Below are 22,091 nucleotides of genomic sequence, written 5' to 3' on the forward strand. Positions count from 1 at the left end.
CGCTCCATGCTTAATGGTCCATTATGAATACAAGAGTAATCATTTACTGGAATGATGGACAGACTAAAGCGGCTAAAAGTTCGATTCAGACAAGCTTATTACAACTTTTTTACATTTTATTGTGAAATTGGGTCGCGTTTCATACGATTCGGTTATGCCATCGACGCGTAAAGGTTTTTAATGGTTTCCCGTAACCATACGATCTTCGGATTATGGCTGTTCCGTTTATGCCACAGCAGGGTAAAAGGAACTTCCAGCTTTTTTTGCTGGCTTTCGTCAAACGGGAGAGGAAGAGCAACCAACGGCAGTTGATGGAGTTGATTGTAGTACTGACAGTAGCGCGGCGCGGTCGCCAGTAGCAGATTGTCGGGTTGCGCTGCCATAAACAGTGACTGCTCGAATTCCGGCAGGCTCATAGCAATCGTGCGTTCGCGTCCCAGCTCCTGTAACACATTGTCCAGCGCCCAGGTATCGCTCTGTTCCCAGCAAATGCTGATATGCGGATAACGTAAGAAGGTGTCCAGATTCCACGTTTGATGCAGTGCCGGATGATCTTTGCGTAACCAGACGCAGGGCACATCACTAAACAGCACTTCATAATCAATGGCTAACGGTAGCGAGCTTAACAGCTCCCGCGAGCGAGGATGGCTTTCGCGACCGGAAAAACCGATATCCACTTCACCACGAGTAATGGCATCTAAGGAATCGTAATCCCAGTTACGTAATTTGATGGTCGCCTGCGGGTAACGTTGGTAGATCTGTTTCGACAGCGCATTAAGCATGATCATCATCAGCGGTGATTCCGCCGCCAGCTCAAACTTCAGGCCGCGCGGTGTCTGGTGGTGCGGTTTATCCAGCAGCAGGTTGCTCATTTGCATCCACTCCGCCAGATTTTGCTCCATGCTGACCATCAGCGGTGTGGGCCACAGACCCAGCGGTGAGTTCACAAAGAGCGGGTCGTCAAACCACGCTCTTAACTTTGCCAGCGACTTACTCACCGCCGAAGGTGTCACGTTTATCCGCTTCGCCGCTTTGGTTACGCTGCGCTCCTGCATCAGCAGTTGCAGACAAAGCAGCAGATTGAGATCAAGCGTGGTGATGGATTTCTTCATGAGCGGCAACGGGGCGTCCAGGCGCGACGAACATAATCAGCAACAGGCTCACTATGCTACAGGCAATCAGAATCCCGATCAGCATATTCCATGCGCCGATACCAACCACCGCTGCCAGCCAAATCCACAGTGACGAACCGCAAACCTGCGCAATACCTAAGGTCGAGCTGGCTACGCCCGCGCGTAATGAAAACGGCCCTAACGCCTGACTCATCGCCACACCAAAACCTACCGAGAAACCGGCGCAAATCAGCGTGATACCAAACAGAGAAACCGCATGGGAAGGTGAAACGGCAAGAGTGATCCCCGCCGCCAGGAATAACACCTGCGAGGTGATCATCAACGTACGTGGCTTAAAAATTCCCAGCGCAAATGGCGTGGAGAATGAAACGGTCATGCTGACGCCAGCGGTCAGCGCCATAATGGTGGCGTATTCACCGCGCTCAAACCCCATGATTTCCATCAGCAATACCGGTGACGTGTTGACGAAAGTGAGGATCACCGAAACGCTGAGGGTGGTGATAACAACACGGCTGAGGAAAAAACGGTTAAGCAGCGACTCGCTATTTTCTCGTGGTTTATCCGAAGCTGCGGGGGCCGCTGGGCGCGTTTCTTTTAAAATAAACAAAGACAACATCAGTACCGCGATGCCCATCATTGCCATCGCCCAGAACAGACTCTGCCACGGGAATTTAAGCATAATCAGATGTCCGAGCACTGGCGCTAACACCGGAATGATGCAGGTAATACCGTTGAGTAATGACAGCACTTTAGCCCGACGTCGATCATCCAGCGTGTCGCGCAAAATAGCGAACGCCACTACGTAACAACAGCCTGCGCCCAACCCCTGTAGAAATCGGCCTGCAAGAAATAACGTGCTGGTTTCAGCCAGTGAACAGAACACCGAGGCAATAATAAATAGCGCCGCGCCGGGTATGGCGACCGGCTTTCTCCCTGAACGATCGGCCACTTTACCGGCAAATAACATCGCAGCTGCCATCCCCGCCAGATATACGGAGAACGCAATATGCAACTGCGCTTCGCTGGCATTGAGATCGGCGGCGATGCGCGGTAAACCAACGAGGTACATATCAATCCCGGCGGGATAAAGTAAAACCAGGGCAAAACTACAAATCAAAAAGCGGGACATGGGCTAAAGCGTCCTGATAGTAAGGTGACGCAAAGCATACGTGGTGAAGGAGGATCAGGCGAGTTGCCATTTGGACATAAGTGATTTCCTGAGAGGCAAGAAGCCAGCGAATGGCTGGCTTCTTGAAGGATTTAGCCAAATTTAGGTAACACGTTAAAGACGTTGCCGAACCAGCACAAAATCACGGTTATACCAAAGAGAATGACAATCGCCGGAATAAGATTGCCGCCCCAGACCGTGAACATCTGATTGGGAAACTTCTTGCGAGCTTTGATTGCAAGCACTGCGGGAATAATGACCGCCCAGATGGTGGCGCACAGCCCGGCACCGCCGATCCCGTAAATAAAGCCGTTCGGGAAGATCAGATACAACAACGCAGGTGGCAGGAAGGTTAACAGCACGGTTTTGAAACGCCCGCCGTGGGAGTTATCAATCTTAAACAGGTCCGCCAGATAATCGAACAACCCCAGCGTGACACCAAAGAACGAACTGGCAACAGCTAAGTTAGAGAACACCAGCAGGCAAAACTCGATAATGCCGTGCTGTTTGGTGCCGAGGAACGATTTCACCAGCGAATCAACGTTGCCGCCTGAGGAGATAATCGCCTTAAAGCTTTCTCGCGGAATATTCCCCATGGTGCAATAGAGCCAGAAGAGATAAATCACCAGCGCCAGCAGCGAACCAAATACCACGCTTTTGATTAACTTATCTTTGCGTTTTCCATAGCAAATAATCAGGCTGGGAATATTGCCGTGGAAACCAAATGACGCCAGACACACCGGCAAAGCCATAAAGATATACGGGAAGTAAGACGTTCCCGCAGTGGAGCTGGTGGCGTCGCGCAGAATGGAGTAATCGACCTGGAAGAAAAAAGAACCAAACACGATCACAAAGGAGATAATCTTCAGCCCGAGGAACAATGAGGTAATACGACTGGCGGCTAACGAACTTAACCACAATACGCTGGCAACGAAAATGGCTGTGCAGATCCCGACAATACGTGGATTAGCGTGATAACCCAAATTCATTGATATCGTTTCACTAATGATCGCACCATTAGCAGAGATATAGGCATAAGTGAGGATATAGAGAACGAAGGCAACGGTAATACCGCTGATAATGTTCCAGATGTTACCGATTAAATCTTTGGTGATGGTGTTAAAACTGGAGCCGACGGGATAATTTAAATTTGCTTCTAATAACAATAACCCGGAATGAAGCATTGAAAACCAGGCAATGATAAGGATAAAGGCACCCCAGAAAAACCAGGCACCGGCAAGATCAACAGGTAAAGCAAACATACCTCCACCAATTACTGTACCTGCTATAACCATAACACCCCAAAATGCAGAGTGCTTTTTTTCAGCTTGATCAGTCATGATGCCACCTTTAGAGGAAGGCTATTTTTGTTATTGAGGATGTAGGGTAAGAGAGTGGCTAACATCCTTATAGCCACTCTGTAGTATTAATTAAACTTCTTTAAGTTTTGCGGTGAAGTGACGCAATACTTTCGGTTCGTACGTAAAGGTTAATCCTTTAATATTCGCCGCGTTCTCTTTCACATGTTTAAAGGCTTCAATAATGAAGTCCATATGTGTTTGAGTATATGTTGCGCGCGGAATGGTTAAACGCAGCAGTTCAGCCGGGCATGGCAGTTGTTTACCGGTTTTCGGATCGCGGCCTAACAGGAAAGAGCCAATTTCTACCGCACGGATACCGGCGACTTTATACAGCTCGCAGGCCAGCGCCTGTGCCGGGAACTGGTCTGCCGGGATATGCGGCAACAGTTTACCGGCATCAACGAATGCCGCGTGACCGCCCGCCTGCTGGCAGACAACGCCAATCTCTTCCAGACCATCGACCAGATACTGTACCTGCGCGATACGATAAGCCAGCCAGTCGAGATTCATGCCGTCATACAGACCTACCGCCAGACGCTCCATCGCGCCGCCTTCCAGGCCGCCATATGTCGGGAAGCCTTCCTGCACCACGCAAAGGGTTCTGCACTCGGTGTACACATCAAAGAAGCTGTCGTCTTTCATGCACAGCAGGCCGCCCATCGGCACCATCGCATCTTTCTTGGCGGACATCGCCAGCATATCGGCATATTTGTAGGTTTCGCGGGTGATCTGCTCGATGGTCCAGTCTTTGTATTCTGCTTCACGCTGCTTGATGAAATAGGCGTTTTCAGCAAAGCGCGCGGAGTCCATTACCACCGGAATATCGTATTTCTTCGCGATGCTGTACATCGCTTTTAAGTTTGCCAGTGAAACCGGCTGACCACCTGCAGAGTTACTGGTGATGGTTGCAACGATATACGGCACGTTATTCGGACCAACTTCTTCAATACCGCGTTCTAATCCCTCAAGGTCAAAGTTGCCTTTAAAGTCGTAACGCACGCCCGTATCGAAGGCTTCTTTGATATAGACGTTACGCACGGTACAGCCGTTGATCTGGCTATGGCCCTGCGTGGTATCAAAGAAATAGTTAGAGAACGCCACCATTTTGCTGCGATCCAGGCCTTTTTCCTGCTCGCGTTTTTTAATCAGTACCGGAATATAGATTTGCTCTGCGCCACGGCCCTGGTGAGTCGGAATGGTGTATTGATAACCAAAGATATTTTTCACTGACTCGGCTAACGCATAGTAGCTACGACTGCCGCTGTAGGCTTCGTCGCCGCGCATCATCGCAGCCTGCATGCTCTGCGTCACCGCCCCGGTGCCGCTGTCGGTCAGTAAATCGATAAACACATCTTCGCTATCCAGCAGGAACGGGTTCATACCGGATTTAATAATTGCCTCTTCACGATAAGCGCGAGTGGTACGTTTTACTGGCTCAATAACACGAATGCGGAACGGTTCAGGGAGATGTTTAAAGTTTTCCATTACATAATCCTTCATTTATTTTAATTACAGTGATCCCTGTGAATATTACATCTGCTATACCGATTAATTCGCCAGATATATATGCAAGCACCATCATTTACTAAAACAAGTAAATAAACGAGAGATGACCTTTGCAAAAGGCAAAATTAAGATATAGCAAACAAATAGATCACATTGAATCTAATCGGTTTGGCTCTGGTGATGGCTACAGAAGGGCAAATCAAGGGCGGTGATCGACAATTTTGTTGTCAATATTGAACCATTTTGAGGTCACACATATATGTAAGATATTCATAATGCACTTATCCTCGCAAGACACGAGGCTACATTATTACACTCAGAGTTTTTGTCTATTCTGAAATTGTTTAAATGTGAATCGAATCACAATCGTTCGGGGAGCAATATTAAATGCTTTTTTTAAAGATTATAAATTACGTAAGAATTTTAATGTTTAAAAAAAGGGTTGAGGAATAACAGGAGTGGTAACAATGAAGCGAAGCCGCATCTGACAGTCAGAATGCGGCTTCGTAAGCGCGGTTACTTACCAATACAGAAGCTGGAGAAAATCCGCCCCAGCAGGTCGTCTGAAGTAAATTCCCCGGTGATTTCGCTTAAGTTCTGCTGTGCCAGACGCAACTCTTCCGCCAGCAGTTCACCTGCCCAGGCTCCCAACAGTTGCGCTTTGCCCTGTTGTAGATGTTCCGCTGCCTGTTCCAGCGCCTGTAGGTGGCGACGACGCGCCAGGAAGCCGCCTTCCATGTTGGTGTCAAAGCCCATGCTCTGTTTGAGATGGTTACGCAGCACGTCCACGCCTTCACCAGTCCTTGCCGAGAGACGAATTAACGCGTGACCGTTCACTTCACTCATTCCCAGCGTTTCGCCGGTGATATCGGCTTTATTGCGCACCACGGTGATCGGCAGTTTCGCTGGCAGACGGGCAATAAATTCCGGCCAGATCTCTGCCGGATCCACGGCGTCTGTTGTGGTGCCATCGACCATAAACAGCACGCGGTCGGCCTGTTCAATTTCCTGCCACGCGCGCTCGATACCAATACGTTCTACTTCGTCACTGGCTTCACGTAGCCCGGCGGTATCGATGATATGCAGCGGCATTCCGTCAATGTGGATATGCTCACGCAGCACGTCACGCGTAGTTCCGGCGATATCGGTTACGATTGCCGCTTCACGCCCCGCCAGCGCGTTTAACAGGCTCGATTTACCGGCGTTAGGACGTCCGGCAATCACCACTTTCATCCCTTCGCGCAACAAACTACCCTGACGTGCTTCAGCACGCACTGCATCAAGATCGGCAATAACGTCATTGAGCTGGGCTTCAATTTTTCCGTCGGAGAGGAAATCGATCTCTTCATCGGGGAAATCAATTGCCGCTTCGACGTAAATGCGCAAGTGGGTGAGGGCTTCTACCAGATGATTAACCCGTGCGGAGAATGCGCCTTGCAGCGAGTTAAGTGCCGAACGGGCCGCCTGTTCCGAACTGGCGTCGATAAGATCGGCAATCGCCTCGGCCTGGGCTAAGTCAAGTTTATCGTTAAGAAACGCGCGTTCGGAAAACTCACCAGGGCGAGCAATCCGCAGGCCGGGAATGGTCAGAATGCGTTTTAACAGCAGGTCGAGGATCACCGGACCGCCATGACCTTGCAGTTCCAGCACATCTTCGCCGGTGAACGAGTTCGGGCCAGGGAACCATAGCGCAATCCCCTGATCGAGCACGCTGCCGTCGGCGTCTTTAAACGGAAGATAATCGGCGTAGCGCGGCTTAGGCAGTTTACCCAGCACGGTTTCGGCAACTTCACGGGCTTTGAAGCCGGAGATGCGCAGGATGCCAACGCCGCCACGTCCCGGAGGCGTGGCCTGGGCTACGATAGTGTCATTATCGCTCATGATGTTCCTGTTGCTTTGTGTGGCGGATGCGCGGTGCTTATCCGCCCTACGAAAAGAAAAAAGGCGGTCAACTGACCGCCCTTATTTTAGCGAAAACTCACCGAATCAGGATTTTTTCTTCTCGCGGCTATGCAGGCCACGTTTTTCCAGACCACGGTAAATCAGCTGCTGCTGAATAATGGTTACCAGGTTGCTGACGATATAGTACAGCACCAGACCTGACGGGAACCACAGGAAGAACACGGTGAAGATGACCGGCATAAAGGTCATGATCTTCTGCTGCATCGGGTCGGTCACTGTGGTCGGCGACATCTTCTGAATGAAGAACATCGTTACGCCCATCAGGATCGGCAGGATGTAGTACGGGTCCTGTGCCGACAGGTCGTGGATCCACAGTGCAAACGGTGCCTGACGCAGTTCAACGGAACCCATCAGCATGTAGTACAACGCCAGGAAGATTGGCATCTGGATCAGCAGCGGGAAGCAGCCGCCCAGCGGGTTAACCTTCTCAGCTTTGTACAGCGCCATCATTTCCTGGCTGATACGCTGTTTGTCATCGCCCAGACGCTCACGCATTGCCTGAATCTTCGGCTGCAACATACGCATCTTCGCCATGGAGGTGTACTGCGCTTTGGTCAGCGGGTACATGATGCCACGAACGATAAAGGTGATGATGATAATGGAGAAGCCCCAGTTACCCACAAAGCTATGGATCCATTTCAGCAGTTTGAACAGCGGCTGAGAGATGAACCACAACCAACCGTAATCAACGGTCAGATCCAGGTGCGGAGCAACAGCTGCCATTTTGTCCTGGATTTCCGGGCCAACCCACAGGGTGCTGTTCATCGCGCCAGTCTGACCAGGCTGAACCAGTACCGGCTGAGATTTATAGCCGATAGCGGCGATGCCGTTACCCAGATTAGCGGTATAGAAGTTGTTGGTACCGTCGTTATGCGGGATCCACGCCGTCGCGAAATACTGTTGCAGCATCGCCACCCAACCACCTTTCGAAGAGATGTTCAGGTTTTCGTTATCGGCAATGGTATCGAACTTGTATTTCTCATACTTCTCGTCAGGCGTGGAGTACGCCGCGCCACGGAAGGTGTGCAGTGCGAAGTTGCTGCTTCCGGTATCGAGATGCGGTGGCAGAGTGATGGATTGCTTCAACTGACCAAACGAGGAGATTTCCAGCGGTTTCTCGCCAGCGTTCTGCACGTTGTAGTTGACGTTGACAGCGTAATCACCACGTTTCAGGACAAACGTTTTGGTAAACGTGTTGCCTGCCGCGTCGGTATACGTCATCGGCACCTGCAGTTCGTTTTGACCTTCAGCCAGCACATAAGCGTCTTTTTCAACGTTATACAGCGGACGCGGGCCGTTAGCCGGGTTATCCGGGCCATCACGACCGGTCAGACCGCTCTGTGCCTGATAAATAAACTGCGGTGAAGTTTCCAACAGCTGGAACGGCTGGGTAGAGTTCAGCTCTTTCGGGTAAGCAGGCAGCAGAGCTTGCTCAACATCACCACCACGGGTGTTGATGGTCAGATCAAGCACGTCGGTCTTAACCGAGATCAGTTTCCCCTGGCCACTGGCCGGTACGCCCTGGTCGGCGGCGCTACCCGCTGCGGTGGTCGTTGTCTGCGTGGTCTGTTGGGCCTGAGGTTGCGGGTTTTTATCCTGCTCCCAGGCTTGCCAGATCATGAAAGACACGAACAGCAAAGCGATGACTAAAAGATTGCGTTGCGAATCCATCGTTAGTGTTCTCTGGTATCAAATGGTCCGGGCGGGACGGGATCGTCACCACCAGGGTGTAAAGGGTGGCATTTTAATACGCGTTTCACCGTCAACCAACTGCCTTTTATCACTCCAAACCTGCGCAATGCCTCAATTCCGTAGCTTGAACAGGTTGGAGTGAAACGACAATGCGGCCCGAGTAGCGGACTAATCAGGCGTTGATAGACCCGAATGAGGGCTATCAGGACCCGCGAGCCAGGCGACAGTGGCGGCGCCATAATTTTTCCAACGCTTCCGAGAGAGCACGGTTATCGAGGTCGGCAACCCCTTTTTTCGCCACCACCACGAAATCCATAGCCGGGAGTTCATGTTGGCGCAGACGGAAGCTTTCACGCGTCAGACGTTTAATCCGATTGCGTTCATGGGCGCGTCGAACGTTTTTCTTGGCGACTGTAAGACCGATACGGGGATGCCCCAGCGAATTCAGGCGGCCGAGAATGGTAATTTGCGGCGTGCCAGCCCGTTGTGGCTGCTGGAAGACGAATGTGAATTGACTGGGAGTTAACAAGCGTAACTCCCTGGGAAATGCGAGCTTAACCACTCAGGGGTTAGCTTTATTACTTAGAAACGGTCAGACGAGCGCGGCCTTTAGCACGACGACGTGCCAGAACCTGACGACCATTTTTAGTAGCCATACGAGCACGGAAGCCGTGAGAACGGTTGCGCTTCAGTACAGACGGTTGAAAAGTGCGTTTCATGGCGATTTCTACCTAAACTTGAATAAATTCAATGGCTTTATTGGATATCCGCCGAAAAATGAAACGATGGACACCGAAGCCATGGGTGATTAAAGAGGCCGGATTGTAATAATTGTACACTCCGGAGTCAATTCTCTTTCCTTATTTACCGCGCTTTTCCGCACCTTTTCGCAGGGAAAATGTACGACCTCACACCAGTGGAAACCAGCATGGCGCGCCGGGTGGAGGATTATACGGGCTGATGGGTAAAGCGCAAGGATCGTCCTGGATCTTTATTAGATCGATTAAGCCAATTTTTGTCTATGGTCATTAAATTTTCCAATATGCGGCGTAAATCGTGCCCGCCTCGCGGCAGGATCGTTTACACTTAGCGAGTTCTGGAAAGTCCTGTGGATAAATCGGGAAAATCTGTGAGAAACAGAAGATCTCTTGCGCAGTTTAGGCTATGATCCGCGGTCCCGATCGTTTTGCAGGATCTTGATCGGGCATATAACCGCAGACAGCGGTTCGTGCGTCACCCTCAAGCAGGGTCTTTTCGACGTACGTCAACAATCATGAATGTTTCAGCCTTAGTCATTATCGACTTTTGTTCGAGTGGAGTCCGCCGTGTCACTTTCGCTTTGGCAGCAGTGTCTTGCCCGATTGCAGGATGAGTTACCAGCCACAGAATTCAGTATGTGGATACGCCCATTGCAGGCGGAACTGAGCGATAACACGCTGGCCCTGTACGCGCCAAACCGTTTTGTCCTCGATTGGGTACGGGACAAGTACCTTAATAATATCAATGGACTGCTAACCAGTTTCTGCGGAGCGGATGCCCCACAGCTGCGTTTTGAAGTCGGCACCAAACCGGTGACGCAAACGCCACAAGCGGCAGTGACGAGCAACGTCGCGGCCCCTGCACAGGTGGCGCAAACGCAGCCGCAACGTGCTGCGCCTTCTACGCGCTCAGGTTGGGATAACGTCCCGGCCCCGGCAGAACCGACCTATCGTTCTAACGTAAACGTCAAACACACGTTTGATAACTTCGTTGAAGGTAAATCTAACCAACTGGCGCGCGCGGCGGCTCGCCAGGTGGCGGATAACCCTGGCGGTGCCTATAACCCGTTGTTCCTTTATGGCGGCACGGGTCTGGGTAAAACTCACCTGCTGCATGCGGTGGGTAACGGCATTATGGCGCGCAAGCCGAATGCCAAAGTGGTTTATATGCACTCCGAGCGCTTTGTTCAGGACATGGTTAAAGCCCTGCAAAACAACGCGATCGAAGAGTTTAAACGCTACTACCGTTCCGTAGATGCACTGCTGATCGACGATATTCAGTTTTTTGCTAATAAAGAACGATCTCAGGAAGAGTTTTTCCACACCTTCAACGCCCTGCTGGAAGGTAATCAACAGATCATTCTCACCTCGGATCGCTATCCGAAAGAGATCAACGGCGTTGAGGATCGTTTGAAATCCCGCTTCGGTTGGGGACTGACTGTGGCGATCGAACCGCCAGAGCTGGAAACCCGTGTGGCGATCCTGATGAAAAAGGCCGACGAAAACGACATTCGTTTGCCGGGCGAAGTGGCGTTCTTTATCGCCAAGCGTCTACGATCTAACGTACGTGAGCTGGAAGGGGCGCTGAACCGCGTCATTGCCAATGCCAACTTTACCGGACGGGCGATCACCATCGACTTCGTGCGTGAGGCGCTGCGCGACTTGCTGGCATTGCAGGAAAAACTGGTCACCATCGACAATATTCAGAAGACGGTGGCGGAGTACTACAAGATCAAAGTCGCGGATCTCCTTTCCAAGCGTCGATCCCGCTCGGTGGCGCGTCCGCGCCAGATGGCGATGGCGCTGGCGAAAGAGCTGACTAACCACAGTCTGCCGGAGATTGGCGATGCGTTTGGTGGTCGTGACCACACGACGGTGCTTCATGCCTGCCGTAAGATCGAGCAGTTGCGTGAAGAGAGCCACGATATCAAAGAAGATTTTTCAAATTTAATCAGAACATTGTCATCGTAAACCTATGAAATTTACCGTAGAACGTGAGCATTTATTAAAACCGCTACAACAGGTGAGCGGTCCGTTAGGTGGTCGTCCTACGCTACCGATTCTCGGTAATCTGCTGTTACAGGTTGCTGACGGTACGTTGTCGCTGACCGGTACTGATCTCGAGATGGAAATGGTGGCACGTGTTGCGCTGGTTCAGCCACACGAGCCAGGAGCGACGACCGTTCCGGCGCGCAAATTCTTTGATATCTGCCGTGGTCTGCCTGAAGGCGCGGAAATTGCCGTGCAGCTGGAAGGTGAACGGATGCTGGTACGCTCCGGGCGTAGCCGTTTTTCGCTGTCTACCCTGCCAGCGGCGGATTTCCCGAACCTCGATGACTGGCAGAGTGAAGTCGAATTTACCCTGCCGCAGGCAACGATGAAGCGTCTGATTGAAGCGACCCAGTTTTCTATGGCGCATCAGGACGTTCGCTATTACTTAAATGGTATGCTGTTTGAAACCGAAGGTGAAGAACTGCGCACCGTGGCAACCGACGGCCACCGTCTGGCGGTCTGTTCAATGCCAATTGGTCAATCTTTGCCAAGCCATTCGGTGATCGTACCGCGTAAAGGCGTGATTGAACTGATGCGTATGCTCGACGGCGGCGACAATCCGCTGCGCGTACAGATTGGCAGCAACAACATTCGCGCCCACGTTGGCGACTTTATCTTCACCTCCAAACTGGTGGATGGTCGCTTCCCGGATTATCGCCGCGTTCTGCCGAAGAACCCGGACAAACATCTGGAAGCTGGCTGCGATCTGCTCAAGCAGGCGTTTGCTCGCGCGGCGATTCTCTCTAACGAGAAATTCCGCGGCGTACGTCTTTATGTCAGCGAAAACCAGCTGAAAATCACCGCCAACAACCCGGAACAGGAAGAAGCGGAAGAGATCCTCGACGTTACCTATAGCGGTGCGGAGATGGAAATCGGCTTCAACGTCAGTTATGTGCTGGATGTTCTGAACGCGCTGAAATGCGAAAACGTCCGCATGATGCTGACCGATTCGGTTTCCAGCGTGCAGATTGAAGATGCGGCCAGCCAGAGCGCGGCTTATGTTGTCATGCCAATGAGACTGTAATGTCCCTCACCCGCTTGTTGATCCGCGATTTCCGCAACATTGAAACCGCGGATCTCGCCTTATCTCCCGGCTTTAACTTTCTGGTAGGTGCCAACGGCAGTGGCAAAACCAGCGTGCTGGAAGCCATCTATACGCTCGGCCATGGTCGGGCGTTTCGCAGTTTGCAGATTGGTCGCGTCATTCGCCATGAGCAGGAGGCGTTTGTTCTCCACGGGCGATTACAGGGCGAAGAGCGCGAGACAGCGATTGGCTTAACCAAAGACAAACAGGGCGACAGCAAAGTCCGCATCGACGGTACAGACGGGCATAAGGTCGCGGAACTGGCGCACCTGATGCCAATGCAGTTGATAACGCCAGAAGGGTTTACTTTACTCAACGGCGGCCCCAAATACAGAAGAGCATTCCTCGACTGGGGATGCTTTCACAACGAACCCGGATTTTTCACCGCCTGGAGCAATCTCAAGCGATTGCTCAAGCAGCGCAATGCGGCGCTGCGCCAGGTGACACGTTACGAACAGCTACGCCCGTGGGATAAAGAGCTGATCCCGCTGGCGGAGCAAATCAGCACCTGGCGCGCGGAGTATAGCGCCGGTATCGCAGCTGATATGGCCGATACTTGTAAGCAATTTCTCCCTGAGTTTTCTCTGACTTTCTCTTTCCAGCGCGGCTGGGAGAAAGAGACAGAATATGCTGAGGTGCTGGAACGTAATTTTGAACGCGATCGCCAGCTAACCTACACCGCGCATGGCCCGCATAAAGCGGACTTACGCATTCGCGCCGACGGTGCGCCGGTGGAAGATACCTTATCGCGTGGGCAGCTTAAGCTGTTGATGTGCGCCTTACGTCTGGCGCAAGGAGAGTTCCTCACCCGTGAAAGCGGGCGGCGGTGTCTCTACCTGATAGATGATTTTGCCTCTGAGCTTGATGATGAGCGTCGCGGGCTGCTTGCCAGCCGCTTAAAAGCGACGCAATCACAGGTCTTTGTCAGCGCGATCAGTGCTGAACACGTTATAGACATGTCGGACGAAAATTCGAAGATGTTTACCGTGGAAAAGGGTAAAATAACGGATTAACCCAAGTATAAATGAGCGAGAAACGTTGATGTCGAATTCTTATGACTCCTCCAGTATCAAAGTCCTGAAAGGGCTGGATGCGGTGCGTAAGCGCCCGGGTATGTATATCGGCGACACGGATGACGGCACCGGTCTGCACCACATGGTATTCGAGGTGGTAGATAACGCTATCGACGAAGCGCTCGCGGGTCACTGTAAAGAAATTATCGTCACCATTCACGCCGATAACTCTGTCTCTGTACAGGATGACGGGCGCGGCATTCCGACCGGTATTCACCCGGAAGAGGGCGTATCGGCGGCGGAAGTGATCATGACCGTTCTGCACGCAGGCGGTAAATTTGACGATAACTCCTATAAAGTGTCCGGCGGTCTGCACGGCGTTGGTGTTTCGGTAGTAAACGCCCTGTCGCAAAAACTGGAGCTGGTTATCCAGCGCGAGGGTAAAATTCACCGTCAGATCTACGAACACGGTGTACCGCAGGCTCCGCTGGCGGTTACCGGCGAGACTGAAAAAACCGGCACCATGGTGCGTTTCTGGCCCAGCCTCGAAACCTTCACCAATGTGACCGAGTTCGAATATGAAATTCTGGCGAAACGTCTGCGTGAGTTGTCGTTCCTCAACTCCGGCGTTTCCATTCGTCTGCGCGACAAGCGCGACGGCAAAGAAGACCACTTCCACTATGAAGGCGGCATCAAGGCGTTCGTTGAATATCTGAACAAGAACAAAACGCCGATCCACCCGAATATCTTCTACTTCTCCACTGAAAAAGACGGTATTGGCGTCGAAGTGGCGTTGCAGTGGAACGATGGCTTCCAGGAAAACATCTACTGCTTTACCAACAACATTCCGCAGCGTGACGGCGGTACTCACCTGGCAGGCTTCCGTGCGGCGATGACCCGTACCCTGAACGCCTACATGGACAAAGAAGGCTACAGCAAAAAAGCCAAAGTCAGCGCCACCGGTGACGATGCGCGTGAAGGCCTGATTGCGGTCGTTTCCGTAAAAGTGCCGGACCCGAAATTCTCCTCCCAGACCAAAGACAAACTGGTTTCTTCTGAGGTGAAATCGGCGGTAGAACAGCAGATGAACGAACTGCTGGCAGAATACCTGCTGGAAAACCCAACCGACGCGAAAATCGTGGTTGGCAAAATTATCGATGCTGCCCGTGCCCGTGAAGCGGCGCGTCGCGCTCGTGAAATGACCCGCCGTAAAGGTGCGCTCGACTTAGCGGGCCTGCCGGGCAAACTGGCAGACTGCCAGGAACGCGATCCGGCGCTTTCCGAACTGTACCTGGTGGAAGGGGACTCCGCGGGCGGCTCTGCGAAGCAGGGGCGTAACCGCAAGAACCAGGCGATTCTGCCGCTGAAGGGTAAAATCCTCAACGTCGAGAAAGCGCGCTTCGATAAGATGCTCTCTTCTCAGGAAGTGGCGACGCTTATCACCGCGCTTGGCTGTGGTATCGGTCGTGACGAGTACAACCCGGACAAACTGCGTTATCACAGCATCATCATCATGACCGATGCGGACGTCGACGGCTCGCACATTCGTACGCTGCTGTTGACCTTCTTCTATCGTCAGATGCCGGAAATCGTTGAACGCGGTCACGTCTACATCGCTCAGCCGCCGCTGTACAAAGTGAAGAAAGGCAAGCAGGAACAGTACATTAAAGACGACGAAGCGATGGATCAGTACCAGATCTCTATCGCGCTGGACGGCGCAACGCTGCACACCAACGCCAGTGCACCGGCATTGGCTGGCGAAGCGTTAGAGAAACTGGTATCTGAGTACAACGCGACGCAGAAAATGATCAATCGTATGGAGCGTCGTTATCCGAAAGCAATGCTGAAAGAGCTTATCTATCAGCCGACGTTGACGGAAGCTGACCTTTCTGATGAGCAGACCGTTACCCGCTGGGTGAACGCGCTGGTCAGCGAACTGAACGACAAAGAACAGCACGGCAGCCAGTGGAAGTTTGATGTCCACACCAATGCCGAACAAAACCTGTTCGAGCCGATTGTTCGCGTGCGTACCCACGGTGTGGATACTGACTATCCGCTGGATCACGAGTTTATCACCGGTGGCGAATATCGTCGTATCTGCACGCTGGGTGAGAAACTGCGTGGCTTGCTGGAAGAAGATGCGTTTATCGAACGTGGCGAGCGTCGTCAGCCGGTAGCCAGCTTCGAGCAGGCGCTGGACTGGCTGGTGAAAGAGTCCCGTCGCGGCCTCTCCATCCAGCGTTATAAAGGTCTGGGCGAGATGAACCCGGAACAGCTGTGGGAAACCACCATGGACCCGGAAAGCCGTCGTATGCTGCGCGTTACCGTTAAGGATGCGATTGCCGCTGACCAGTTGTTCACCACGCTGATGGGCGACGCCGTTGAACCGCGCCGTGCGTTTATTGAAGAGAACGCCCTGAAAGCGGCGAATATCGATATTTAATGGCGCTAACCATGCGAGCGTGCCTGATGCGCTACGCTTATCAGGCCTACGAAAATCTTGCAATGTATTGAATTTTCATGATTTTGTAGGCCGGATAAGGCGTTCACGCCGCATCCGGCAAGAAGCTATAAGAAAAGGGCGGAGATCATCTCCGCCCTTTTTATTTCTGCAATCCGCAATTATCATCCCGCAAATCTATACTTTTTGGGTCAACACGTAACGCTTTACAGGTGATTATCATGGGGCTTTTTGATGAAGTTGTCGGTGCCTTTCTGAAAGGCGATGCGGGGAAATATCAGGCTATTTTAAGTTGGGTTGAGGAGCAGGGCGGCATTCAGGTGCTGCTGGAAAAACTGCAAAGTGGCGGCTTAGGGGCCATTCTCTCAACCTGGCTGAGTAATCAACAGGGCAATCAATCGGTTAGTGGCGAGCAACTGGAATCGGCGCTCGGCACAAATGCGGTGTCCGATCTTGGACAAAAACTTGGCGTGGATACCAGTACAGCTTCCAGTTTACTGGCAGAACAATTGCCGAAGATTATTGATGCGCTCTCACCGCAAGGTGAAGTGTCTCCACAAGCCAATAACGATCTGCTTTCCGCAGGCATGGAACTGCTGAAAGGGAAACTCTTCCGCTAAGCAAATGGGGAGCATGCAACCCGCGTTGCATCCCCCTTTCCCTCGGGTGTTGTACTGATTTTTGAGCGGAATCGCGTTAGCATGGGTCAGGAACTAATCTACCTGGGGAACTCATGGCTATCAAACTCATTGCTATCGATATGGATGGCACCCTTCTGCTACCCGATCACACCATTTCACCCGCCGTTAAAAATGCGATTGCCGCAGCTCGCGCCCGTGGCGTGAATGTCGTGCTAACGACGGGTCGCCCTTATGCAGGTGTTCACAATTACCTGAAAGAGCTGCATATGGAACTGCCGGGCGACTACTGCATTACTTATAACGGCGCGCTGGTACAGAAGGCCGCTGATGGTAGCACCGTGGCGCAAACCGCTCTCAGCTATGACGACTACCGTTTCCTGGAAAAACTCTCTCGCGAAGTCGGTTCTCATTTCCACGCCCTGGACCGCACCACGCTGTACACCGCCAACCGTGATATCAGCTACTACACGGTGCATGAATCCTTCGTTGCCACCATTCCGCTGGTGTTCTGCGAAGCGGAGAAAATGGACCCCAATACCCAGTTCCTGAAAGTGATGATGATTGATGAACCCGCCATCCTCGACCAGGCTATCGCGCGTATTCCGCAGGAAGTGAAAGAGAAATATACCGTGCTGAAAAGTGCGCCGTACTTCCTCGAAATCCTCGATAAACGCGTTAACAAAGGTACGGGGGTGAAATCACTGGCCGATGTGCTGGGCATTAAGCCGGAAGAAATCATGGCGATTGGCGATCAGGAAAACGACATCGCAATGATTGAATATGCAGGCGTCGGTGTGGCGATGGATAACGCTATTCCTTCGGTGAAAGAAGTGGCGAACTTTGTCACCAAATCTAACCTTGAAGATGGCGTGGCGTTTGCTATTGAGAAGTATGTGCTGAATTAATCTGTGGGCGGGCAAACAGCATGAATGCGTTTGCCCGCTTACTGATTATTGGTTTACTGCATATACAACCAGAAATTGCAGCGGTGCAGTAATGATGTCCAGCGTAACAGTCACTGGCAGTAATGCTGCGGAAACACCATCCGGAATGCCTCTGGGTGAATAGTATTCATAAAATCGCACTTTAAATGGATGGTAGAACGCCATCACCTTTGAGTAATCCATGTTTTTATTTTTCTCATGGATTGTGCCTTTTAGGTTTTCCAGTGACCTGGTACAGTGTTGAACACCACAGGCAAAACCATAATGCGTTGCCAGTGCCTTTTCTTCTTCGTTATTCCAGTAGTAGTAAAGCGATATTGTGCCGGTAAATTTCTTTTTCCCCGCATTTAAAATAAATCTTGCGTCATCGGCAACCTGAATATTGTGCCGGTTAAGTGCTGGATCATTGAGCATCTTAACGATGTCATCGGCACCATCAGTGATAAGGTAATCCAGCGATTCCCCTACAAAAACATAGCCTTTTGTTCCATTACTATCTTTTGCCTGCGATAGCCCAGTGATGGTGTCTGACTGCGATTGATACTTTCCTGAACTACCCTTTGCGGTATGGGAAACCAGAGCATACGAGATACAGCCTGAAAGCATCAGCGCCAGTGGGAATAAACCGGCAGCCTTAAAAAATCCCTTAAAATTCAACTTCATGATTAATCCTTTAAACGAGTAGCTAAGCCGTTGAAAGCATACTCTTCTTTCCCTCCTGTTTAGCGCCTGATATCCCTTTTCAGATTTCTGCCCGACGCATGTCATTTTTTTATGCATTGTTCTTTTTGTGATCTAAATTGTAGTACAACAATATAAGTTTGTACTACATTACACACACAGCAAACGCGAACGTCATCACGCTGGTACTACAAAGTTGCCGTGTTATGCATCGATCGGGGTAAAGTAGAGAAGAACATACAGAGCACAAGGACTCTCCATGACTCTCAATAAAACCGATCGCATTGTCATTACGCTGGGTAAACAGATCGTTCACGGCAAATACGTACCTGGCTCGCCACTTCCGGCTGAGGCGGAGCTCTGTGAAGAGTTTGCAACCTCGCGCAACATCATCCGTGAGGTGTTCCGTTCGCTGATGGCGAAGCGGCTGATTGAAATGAAACGTTATCGCGGGGCGTTTGTGGCTCCGCGTAACCAGTGGAATTACCTCGACACTGACGTACTGCAATGGGTGCTGGAAAACGACTATGACCCACGGCTTATCAGTGCCATGAGCGAAGTGCGAAATCTGGTGGAACCGGCGATTGCCCGTTGGGCAGCAGAGCGCGCGACTTCCAGCGATCTGGCGCAGATTGAATCGGCGCTGAACGAGATGATTGCCAACAATCAGGACCGCGAAGCGTTTAACGAAGCGGATATTCGCTACCACGAGGCGGTGTTGCAGTCGGTGCATAACCCGGTGTTACAGCAATTTAGCATTGCGATCAGTTCGCTGCAGCGGGCGGTTTTTGAACGAACCTGGATGGGCGATGAGGCCAACATGCCGCAAACGCTCCAGGAACATAAGGCGCTGTTCGATGCGATACGGCATCAGGACGGCGATGCGGCAGAGCAGGCGGCGCTTACCATGATCGCCAGCTCTACACGAAGGTTAAAGGAAATCACATGACAGCTCGCTACATCGCAATTGACTGGGGATCGACCAATCTGCGCGCCTGGCTTTATCAGGGCGACCACTGCCTGGAGAGCAGGCAATCAGAAGCAGGCGTCACGCGCCTGAACGGAAAATCTCCGGCTGCGGTGTTAGCAGAAGTCACGACCGACTGGCGTGAAGAGAATACGCCAGTGGTAATGGCAGGAATGGTCGGCAGCAATGTCGGCTGGAAAGTTGCTCCGTATTTATCTGTTCCTGCCCGTTTTTCGTCTATTGGCGAACAATTAACGTCTGTTGGCGACAATATCTGGATTATTCCCGGATTATGTGTCTCTCATGACGATAACCACAATGTGATGCGCGGCGAAGAAACACAATTGATCGGCGCGCGAGCTCTGGCTCCTTCCTCTCTTTATGTCATGCCCGGAACCCATTGCAAATGGGTGCAGGCCGATAGCCAGCAAATCAACGATTTTCGCACCGTGATGACCGGTGAATTACATCATTTACTGTTAAATCACTCATTGATTGGCGCAGGTTTGCCGCCGCAGGAAAACTCTGCCGATGCCTTCGCGGCTGGTCTTGAGCGTGGTCTTAATACGCCCGCCATATTGCCGCAGCTTTTTGAAGTTCGCGCCTCGCATGTGCTGGGAACACTTCCCCGCGAACAGGTCAGCGAATTTCTCTCTGGTTTGTTGATTGGCGCAGAGGTCGCCAGTATGCGCGACTATGTGGCCCATCAACACGCCATCACCCTTGTCGCCGGAACATCGCTGACCGCGCGCTACCAGCAAGCCTTTCAGGCGATGGGTTGCGACGTGACGGCGGTGGCGGGCGACACGGCATTTCAGGCTGGTATAAGGAGCATCGCTCATGCAGTGGCAACCTAAACTCCCGCTGATCGCCATTTTGCGCGGTATTACGCCCGACGAGGCGCTGGCGCATGTTGGCGCGGTGATTGACGCCGGGTTCGACGCGGTTGAAATCCCGCTGAATTCCCCACAATGGGAGCAAAGCATTCCCGCCATCGTTGATGCGTACGGCGACAAGGCGTTGATTGGCGCAGGTACGGTACTGAAACCTGAACAGGTCGATGCGCTCGCCAGGATGGGCTGTCAGCTCATCGTTACGCCCAATATCCATAGTGAAGTGATCCGCCGTGCGGTGGGCTACGGCATGACCGTCTGCCCCGGCTGCGCGACGGCGACCGAAGCCTTTACCGCGCTCGAAGCGGGCGCGCAGGCGCTGAAAATATTTCCGTCATCGGCTTTTGGTCCGCAATACATCAAAGCGTTAAAAGCGGTATTGCCATCGGACATCGCAGTCTTTGCCGTTGGCGGCGTGACGCCAGAAAACCTGGCGCAGTGGATAGACGCAGGTTGTGCAGGGGCGGGCTTAGGCAGCGATCTCTATCGCGCCGGGCAATCCGTAGAGCGCACCGCGCAGCAGGCAGCAGCATTTGTTAAGGCGTATCGAGAGGCAGTGCAATGAAAATCACCAAAATTACCACGTATCGTTTACCTCCCCGCTGGATGTTCCTGAAAATTGAAACCGATGAAGGCGTGGTCGGTTGGGGCGAGCCCGTGATCGAAGGCCGCGCCCGTACGGTGGAAGCGGCAGTTCACGAGCTGGGTGACTATTTGATTGGTCAGGATCCATCGCGCATCAATGACTTATGGCAAGTGATGTATCGCGCCGGATTCTATCGCGGCGGTCCGATCCTGATGAGCGCCATCGCCGGGATTGACCAGGCGTTATGGGATATCAAAGGTAAAGTGCTGAATGCGCCGGTCTGGCAACTGATGGGCGGCCTGGTTCGCGACAAAATTAAAGCCTACAGTTGGGTTGGCGGCGATCGTCCGGCGGATGTTATCGACGGCATTAAAACGCTACGCGAAATCGGCTTCGATACCTTCAAACTGAACGGTTGTGAAGAACTGGGGCTAATTGATAACTCCCGCGCGGTAGATGCGGCGGTTAACACCGTGGCACAAATTCGTGAAGCTTTTGGCAATCAGATTGAGTTTGGTCTTGATTTCCACGGTCGCGTCAGCGCGCCGATGGCGAAAGTGCTGATTAAAGAACTGGAGCCGTATCGCCCGCTGTTTATTGAGGAGCCGGTGCTGGCGGAACAAGCCGAATACTACCCGAAACTGGCGGCACAAACGCATATTCCACTGGCGGCGGGTGAACGCATGTTCTCACGCTTCGATTTTAAACGCGTGCTGGAGGCAGGTGGTATTTCGATTCTGCAACCGGATCTCTCCCACGCGGGCGGTATTACCGAATGCTACAAAATCGCCGGAATGGCAGAAGCCTATGACGTGACCCTTGCGCCGCACTGTCCGCTCGGACCGATTGCACTGGCGGCTTGCCTGCATATCGACTTTGTTTCCTATAACGCCGTACTTCAGGAACAAAGTATGGGAATTCATTACAACAAAGGCGCGGAGTTACTCGACTTTGTGAAAAACAAAGAAGACTTCAGCATGGTCGGCGGCTTCTTTAAACCGTTAACGAAACCGGGCTTAGGCGTGGAAATCGACGAAGCTAAAGTGATTGAGTTCAGTAAAAATGCCCCGGACTGGCGTAATCCGCTCTGGCGTCATGAAGATAACAGCGTAGCAGAGTGGTAATTCCTGCCACGTAAGCCCCTCATCGGGCACTAAAACAGCAATACAAAAATATAACCCTCTGTAAA

The 22,091-nt window shown here is 52.0% G+C and carries 22 protein-coding genes; 10 read left to right on the plus strand and 12 right to left on the minus strand.

What is annotated here, in order from left to right:
- Positions 1–152 precede the first annotated feature (152 nt).
- The 11 genes from yidZ to AB4H76_RS23210 all read right to left on the minus strand — a co-directional run bounded on the left by yidZ (position 153) and on the right by AB4H76_RS23210 (position 9,851).
- Complete coding sequence (gene yidZ / locus AB4H76_RS23160; protein WP_088538050.1) at positions 153–1,112, minus strand: HTH-type transcriptional regulator YidZ; 960 nt, start codon at positions 1,110–1,112, stop codon at positions 153–155.
- Positions 1,087–2,262 carry a multidrug efflux MFS transporter MdtL gene (mdtL, locus tag AB4H76_RS23165; RefSeq protein WP_000085982.1) on the minus strand — a complete coding sequence of 392 codons (1,176 nt, stop codon included), beginning with the start codon at positions 2,260–2,262 and terminating at the stop codon, positions 1,087–1,089. Before mdtL ends, yidZ begins: the two co-directional genes overlap by 26 nt.
- A 131-nt stretch (positions 2,263–2,393) precedes the next feature.
- On the minus strand, positions 2,394–3,641 hold the full coding sequence (gene tnaB / locus AB4H76_RS23170; RefSeq protein WP_021559593.1) for a low affinity tryptophan permease TnaB: 1,248 nt from the start codon (positions 3,639–3,641) through the stop codon (positions 2,394–2,396).
- A 90-nt stretch (positions 3,642–3,731) separates the two neighbouring features.
- Positions 3,732–5,147, minus strand: coding sequence for a tryptophanase (tnaA, locus tag AB4H76_RS23175; RefSeq protein ID WP_001295247.1), 1,416 nt, complete (start codon positions 5,145–5,147; stop codon positions 3,732–3,734).
- Positions 5,148–5,367: 220 nt separating this feature from the next.
- Entirely contained in the window at positions 5,368–5,442 is a 75-nt protein-coding gene (tnaC, locus tag AB4H76_RS23180; RefSeq protein ID WP_001364348.1) for a tryptophanase leader peptide, read from the minus strand.
- A 242-nt stretch (positions 5,443–5,684) separates the two neighbouring features.
- Positions 5,685–7,049, minus strand: coding sequence for a tRNA uridine-5-carboxymethylaminomethyl(34) synthesis GTPase MnmE (gene mnmE / locus AB4H76_RS23185; RefSeq protein ID WP_001282346.1), 1,365 nt, complete (start codon positions 7,047–7,049; stop codon positions 5,685–5,687).
- A gap of 105 nt (positions 7,050–7,154) precedes the next feature.
- A complete protein-coding gene (gene yidC / locus AB4H76_RS23190) occupies positions 7,155–8,801 on the minus strand; it encodes a membrane protein insertase YidC (RefSeq protein WP_000378250.1) in 1,647 nt (548 codons plus the stop codon).
- 2 nt (positions 8,802–8,803) lie between these two features.
- On the minus strand, positions 8,804–9,061 hold the full coding sequence (yidD, locus tag AB4H76_RS23195; protein ID WP_001307474.1) for a membrane protein insertion efficiency factor YidD: 258 nt from the start codon (positions 9,059–9,061) through the stop codon (positions 8,804–8,806).
- Positions 9,025–9,384, minus strand: coding sequence for a ribonuclease P protein component (gene rnpA, locus AB4H76_RS23200; protein ID WP_000239730.1), 360 nt, complete (start codon positions 9,382–9,384; stop codon positions 9,025–9,027). Before rnpA ends, yidD begins: the two co-directional genes overlap by 37 nt.
- A gap of 16 nt (positions 9,385–9,400) precedes the next feature.
- Positions 9,401–9,541 (minus strand): 50S ribosomal protein L34, encoded by a 141-nt coding sequence (gene rpmH, locus AB4H76_RS23205; protein ID WP_000831330.1) that lies wholly within the window; start codon positions 9,539–9,541, stop codon positions 9,401–9,403.
- A 229-nt stretch (positions 9,542–9,770) separates the two neighbouring features.
- Positions 9,771–9,851 (minus strand): protein YsdD, encoded by an 81-nt coding sequence (locus AB4H76_RS23210; RefSeq protein ID WP_120795392.1) that lies wholly within the window; start codon positions 9,849–9,851, stop codon positions 9,771–9,773.
- Between the two features lie 296 nt (positions 9,852–10,147).
- Here AB4H76_RS23210 and dnaA point away from each other — a divergent pair, with 296 nt between their 5' ends.
- The 6 genes from dnaA (at position 10,148) to yidA (ending at position 17,736) form a co-directional block, all read left to right on the plus strand.
- Positions 10,148–11,551 carry a chromosomal replication initiator protein DnaA gene (gene dnaA, locus AB4H76_RS23215; protein ID WP_000059111.1) on the plus strand — a complete coding sequence of 468 codons (1,404 nt, stop codon included), beginning with the start codon at positions 10,148–10,150 and terminating at the stop codon, positions 11,549–11,551.
- 4 nt (positions 11,552–11,555) lie between these two features.
- The gene (gene dnaN / locus AB4H76_RS23220; RefSeq protein WP_000673464.1) at positions 11,556–12,656 is read left to right on the plus strand and encodes a DNA polymerase III subunit beta; all 1,101 of its coding nucleotides are present in this window, start codon (positions 11,556–11,558) and stop codon (positions 12,654–12,656) included.
- Positions 12,656–13,729: a DNA replication/repair protein RecF gene (gene recF / locus AB4H76_RS23225; RefSeq protein ID WP_000060112.1), complete on the plus strand. Its 1,074-nt coding sequence runs from the start codon at positions 12,656–12,658 to the stop codon at positions 13,727–13,729. Before dnaN ends, recF begins: the two co-directional genes overlap by 1 nt.
- A 28-nt stretch (positions 13,730–13,757) precedes the next feature.
- Positions 13,758–16,172, plus strand: coding sequence for a DNA topoisomerase (ATP-hydrolyzing) subunit B (gene gyrB / locus AB4H76_RS23230; RefSeq protein ID WP_000072067.1), 2,415 nt, complete (start codon positions 13,758–13,760; stop codon positions 16,170–16,172).
- A 239-nt stretch (positions 16,173–16,411) separates the two neighbouring features.
- On the plus strand, positions 16,412–16,810 hold the full coding sequence (locus tag AB4H76_RS23235) for a YidB family protein (RefSeq protein WP_000522208.1): 399 nt from the start codon (positions 16,412–16,414) through the stop codon (positions 16,808–16,810).
- Between the two features lie 113 nt (positions 16,811–16,923).
- Positions 16,924–17,736, plus strand: a complete 813-nt coding sequence (gene yidA, locus AB4H76_RS23240) for a sugar-phosphatase (protein ID WP_000985541.1) — start codon at positions 16,924–16,926, stop codon at positions 17,734–17,736.
- Between the two features lie 45 nt (positions 17,737–17,781).
- On the opposite strand, the gene yidX is transcribed toward yidA, so the two are convergent.
- Positions 17,782–18,438, minus strand: a complete 657-nt coding sequence (gene yidX, locus AB4H76_RS23245; RefSeq protein WP_024238714.1) for a protein YidX — start codon at positions 18,436–18,438, stop codon at positions 17,782–17,784.
- 277 nt (positions 18,439–18,715) lie between these two features.
- Between yidX and dgoR the strand changes: the two genes are divergently transcribed.
- Genes dgoR through dgoD form a run of 4 tightly spaced genes read left to right on the plus strand, consistent with a single transcriptional unit; the run spans position 18,716 to position 22,026 of the window.
- Complete coding sequence (dgoR, locus tag AB4H76_RS23250) at positions 18,716–19,405, plus strand: D-galactonate utilization transcriptional regulator DgoR (protein WP_088538052.1); 690 nt, start codon at positions 18,716–18,718, stop codon at positions 19,403–19,405.
- Positions 19,402–20,280, plus strand: a complete 879-nt coding sequence (gene dgoK, locus AB4H76_RS23255; protein WP_024238715.1) for a 2-dehydro-3-deoxygalactonokinase — start codon at positions 19,402–19,404, stop codon at positions 20,278–20,280. Before dgoR ends, dgoK begins: the two co-directional genes overlap by 4 nt.
- Entirely contained in the window at positions 20,264–20,881 is a 618-nt protein-coding gene (dgoA, locus tag AB4H76_RS23260; RefSeq protein ID WP_024238716.1) for a 2-dehydro-3-deoxy-6-phosphogalactonate aldolase, read from the plus strand. Before dgoK ends, dgoA begins: the two co-directional genes overlap by 17 nt.
- Complete coding sequence (gene dgoD / locus AB4H76_RS23265; protein WP_000705001.1) at positions 20,878–22,026, plus strand: galactonate dehydratase; 1,149 nt, start codon at positions 20,878–20,880, stop codon at positions 22,024–22,026. The genes dgoA and dgoD overlap by 4 nt, the downstream gene beginning before the upstream one ends.
- Positions 22,027–22,091: the final 65 nt, after the last annotated feature.

The organism is Escherichia sp. UTM R2 (genome assembly GCF_048593455.1).
GTDB lineage: Bacteria > Pseudomonadota > Gammaproteobacteria > Enterobacterales > Enterobacteriaceae > Escherichia > Escherichia coli.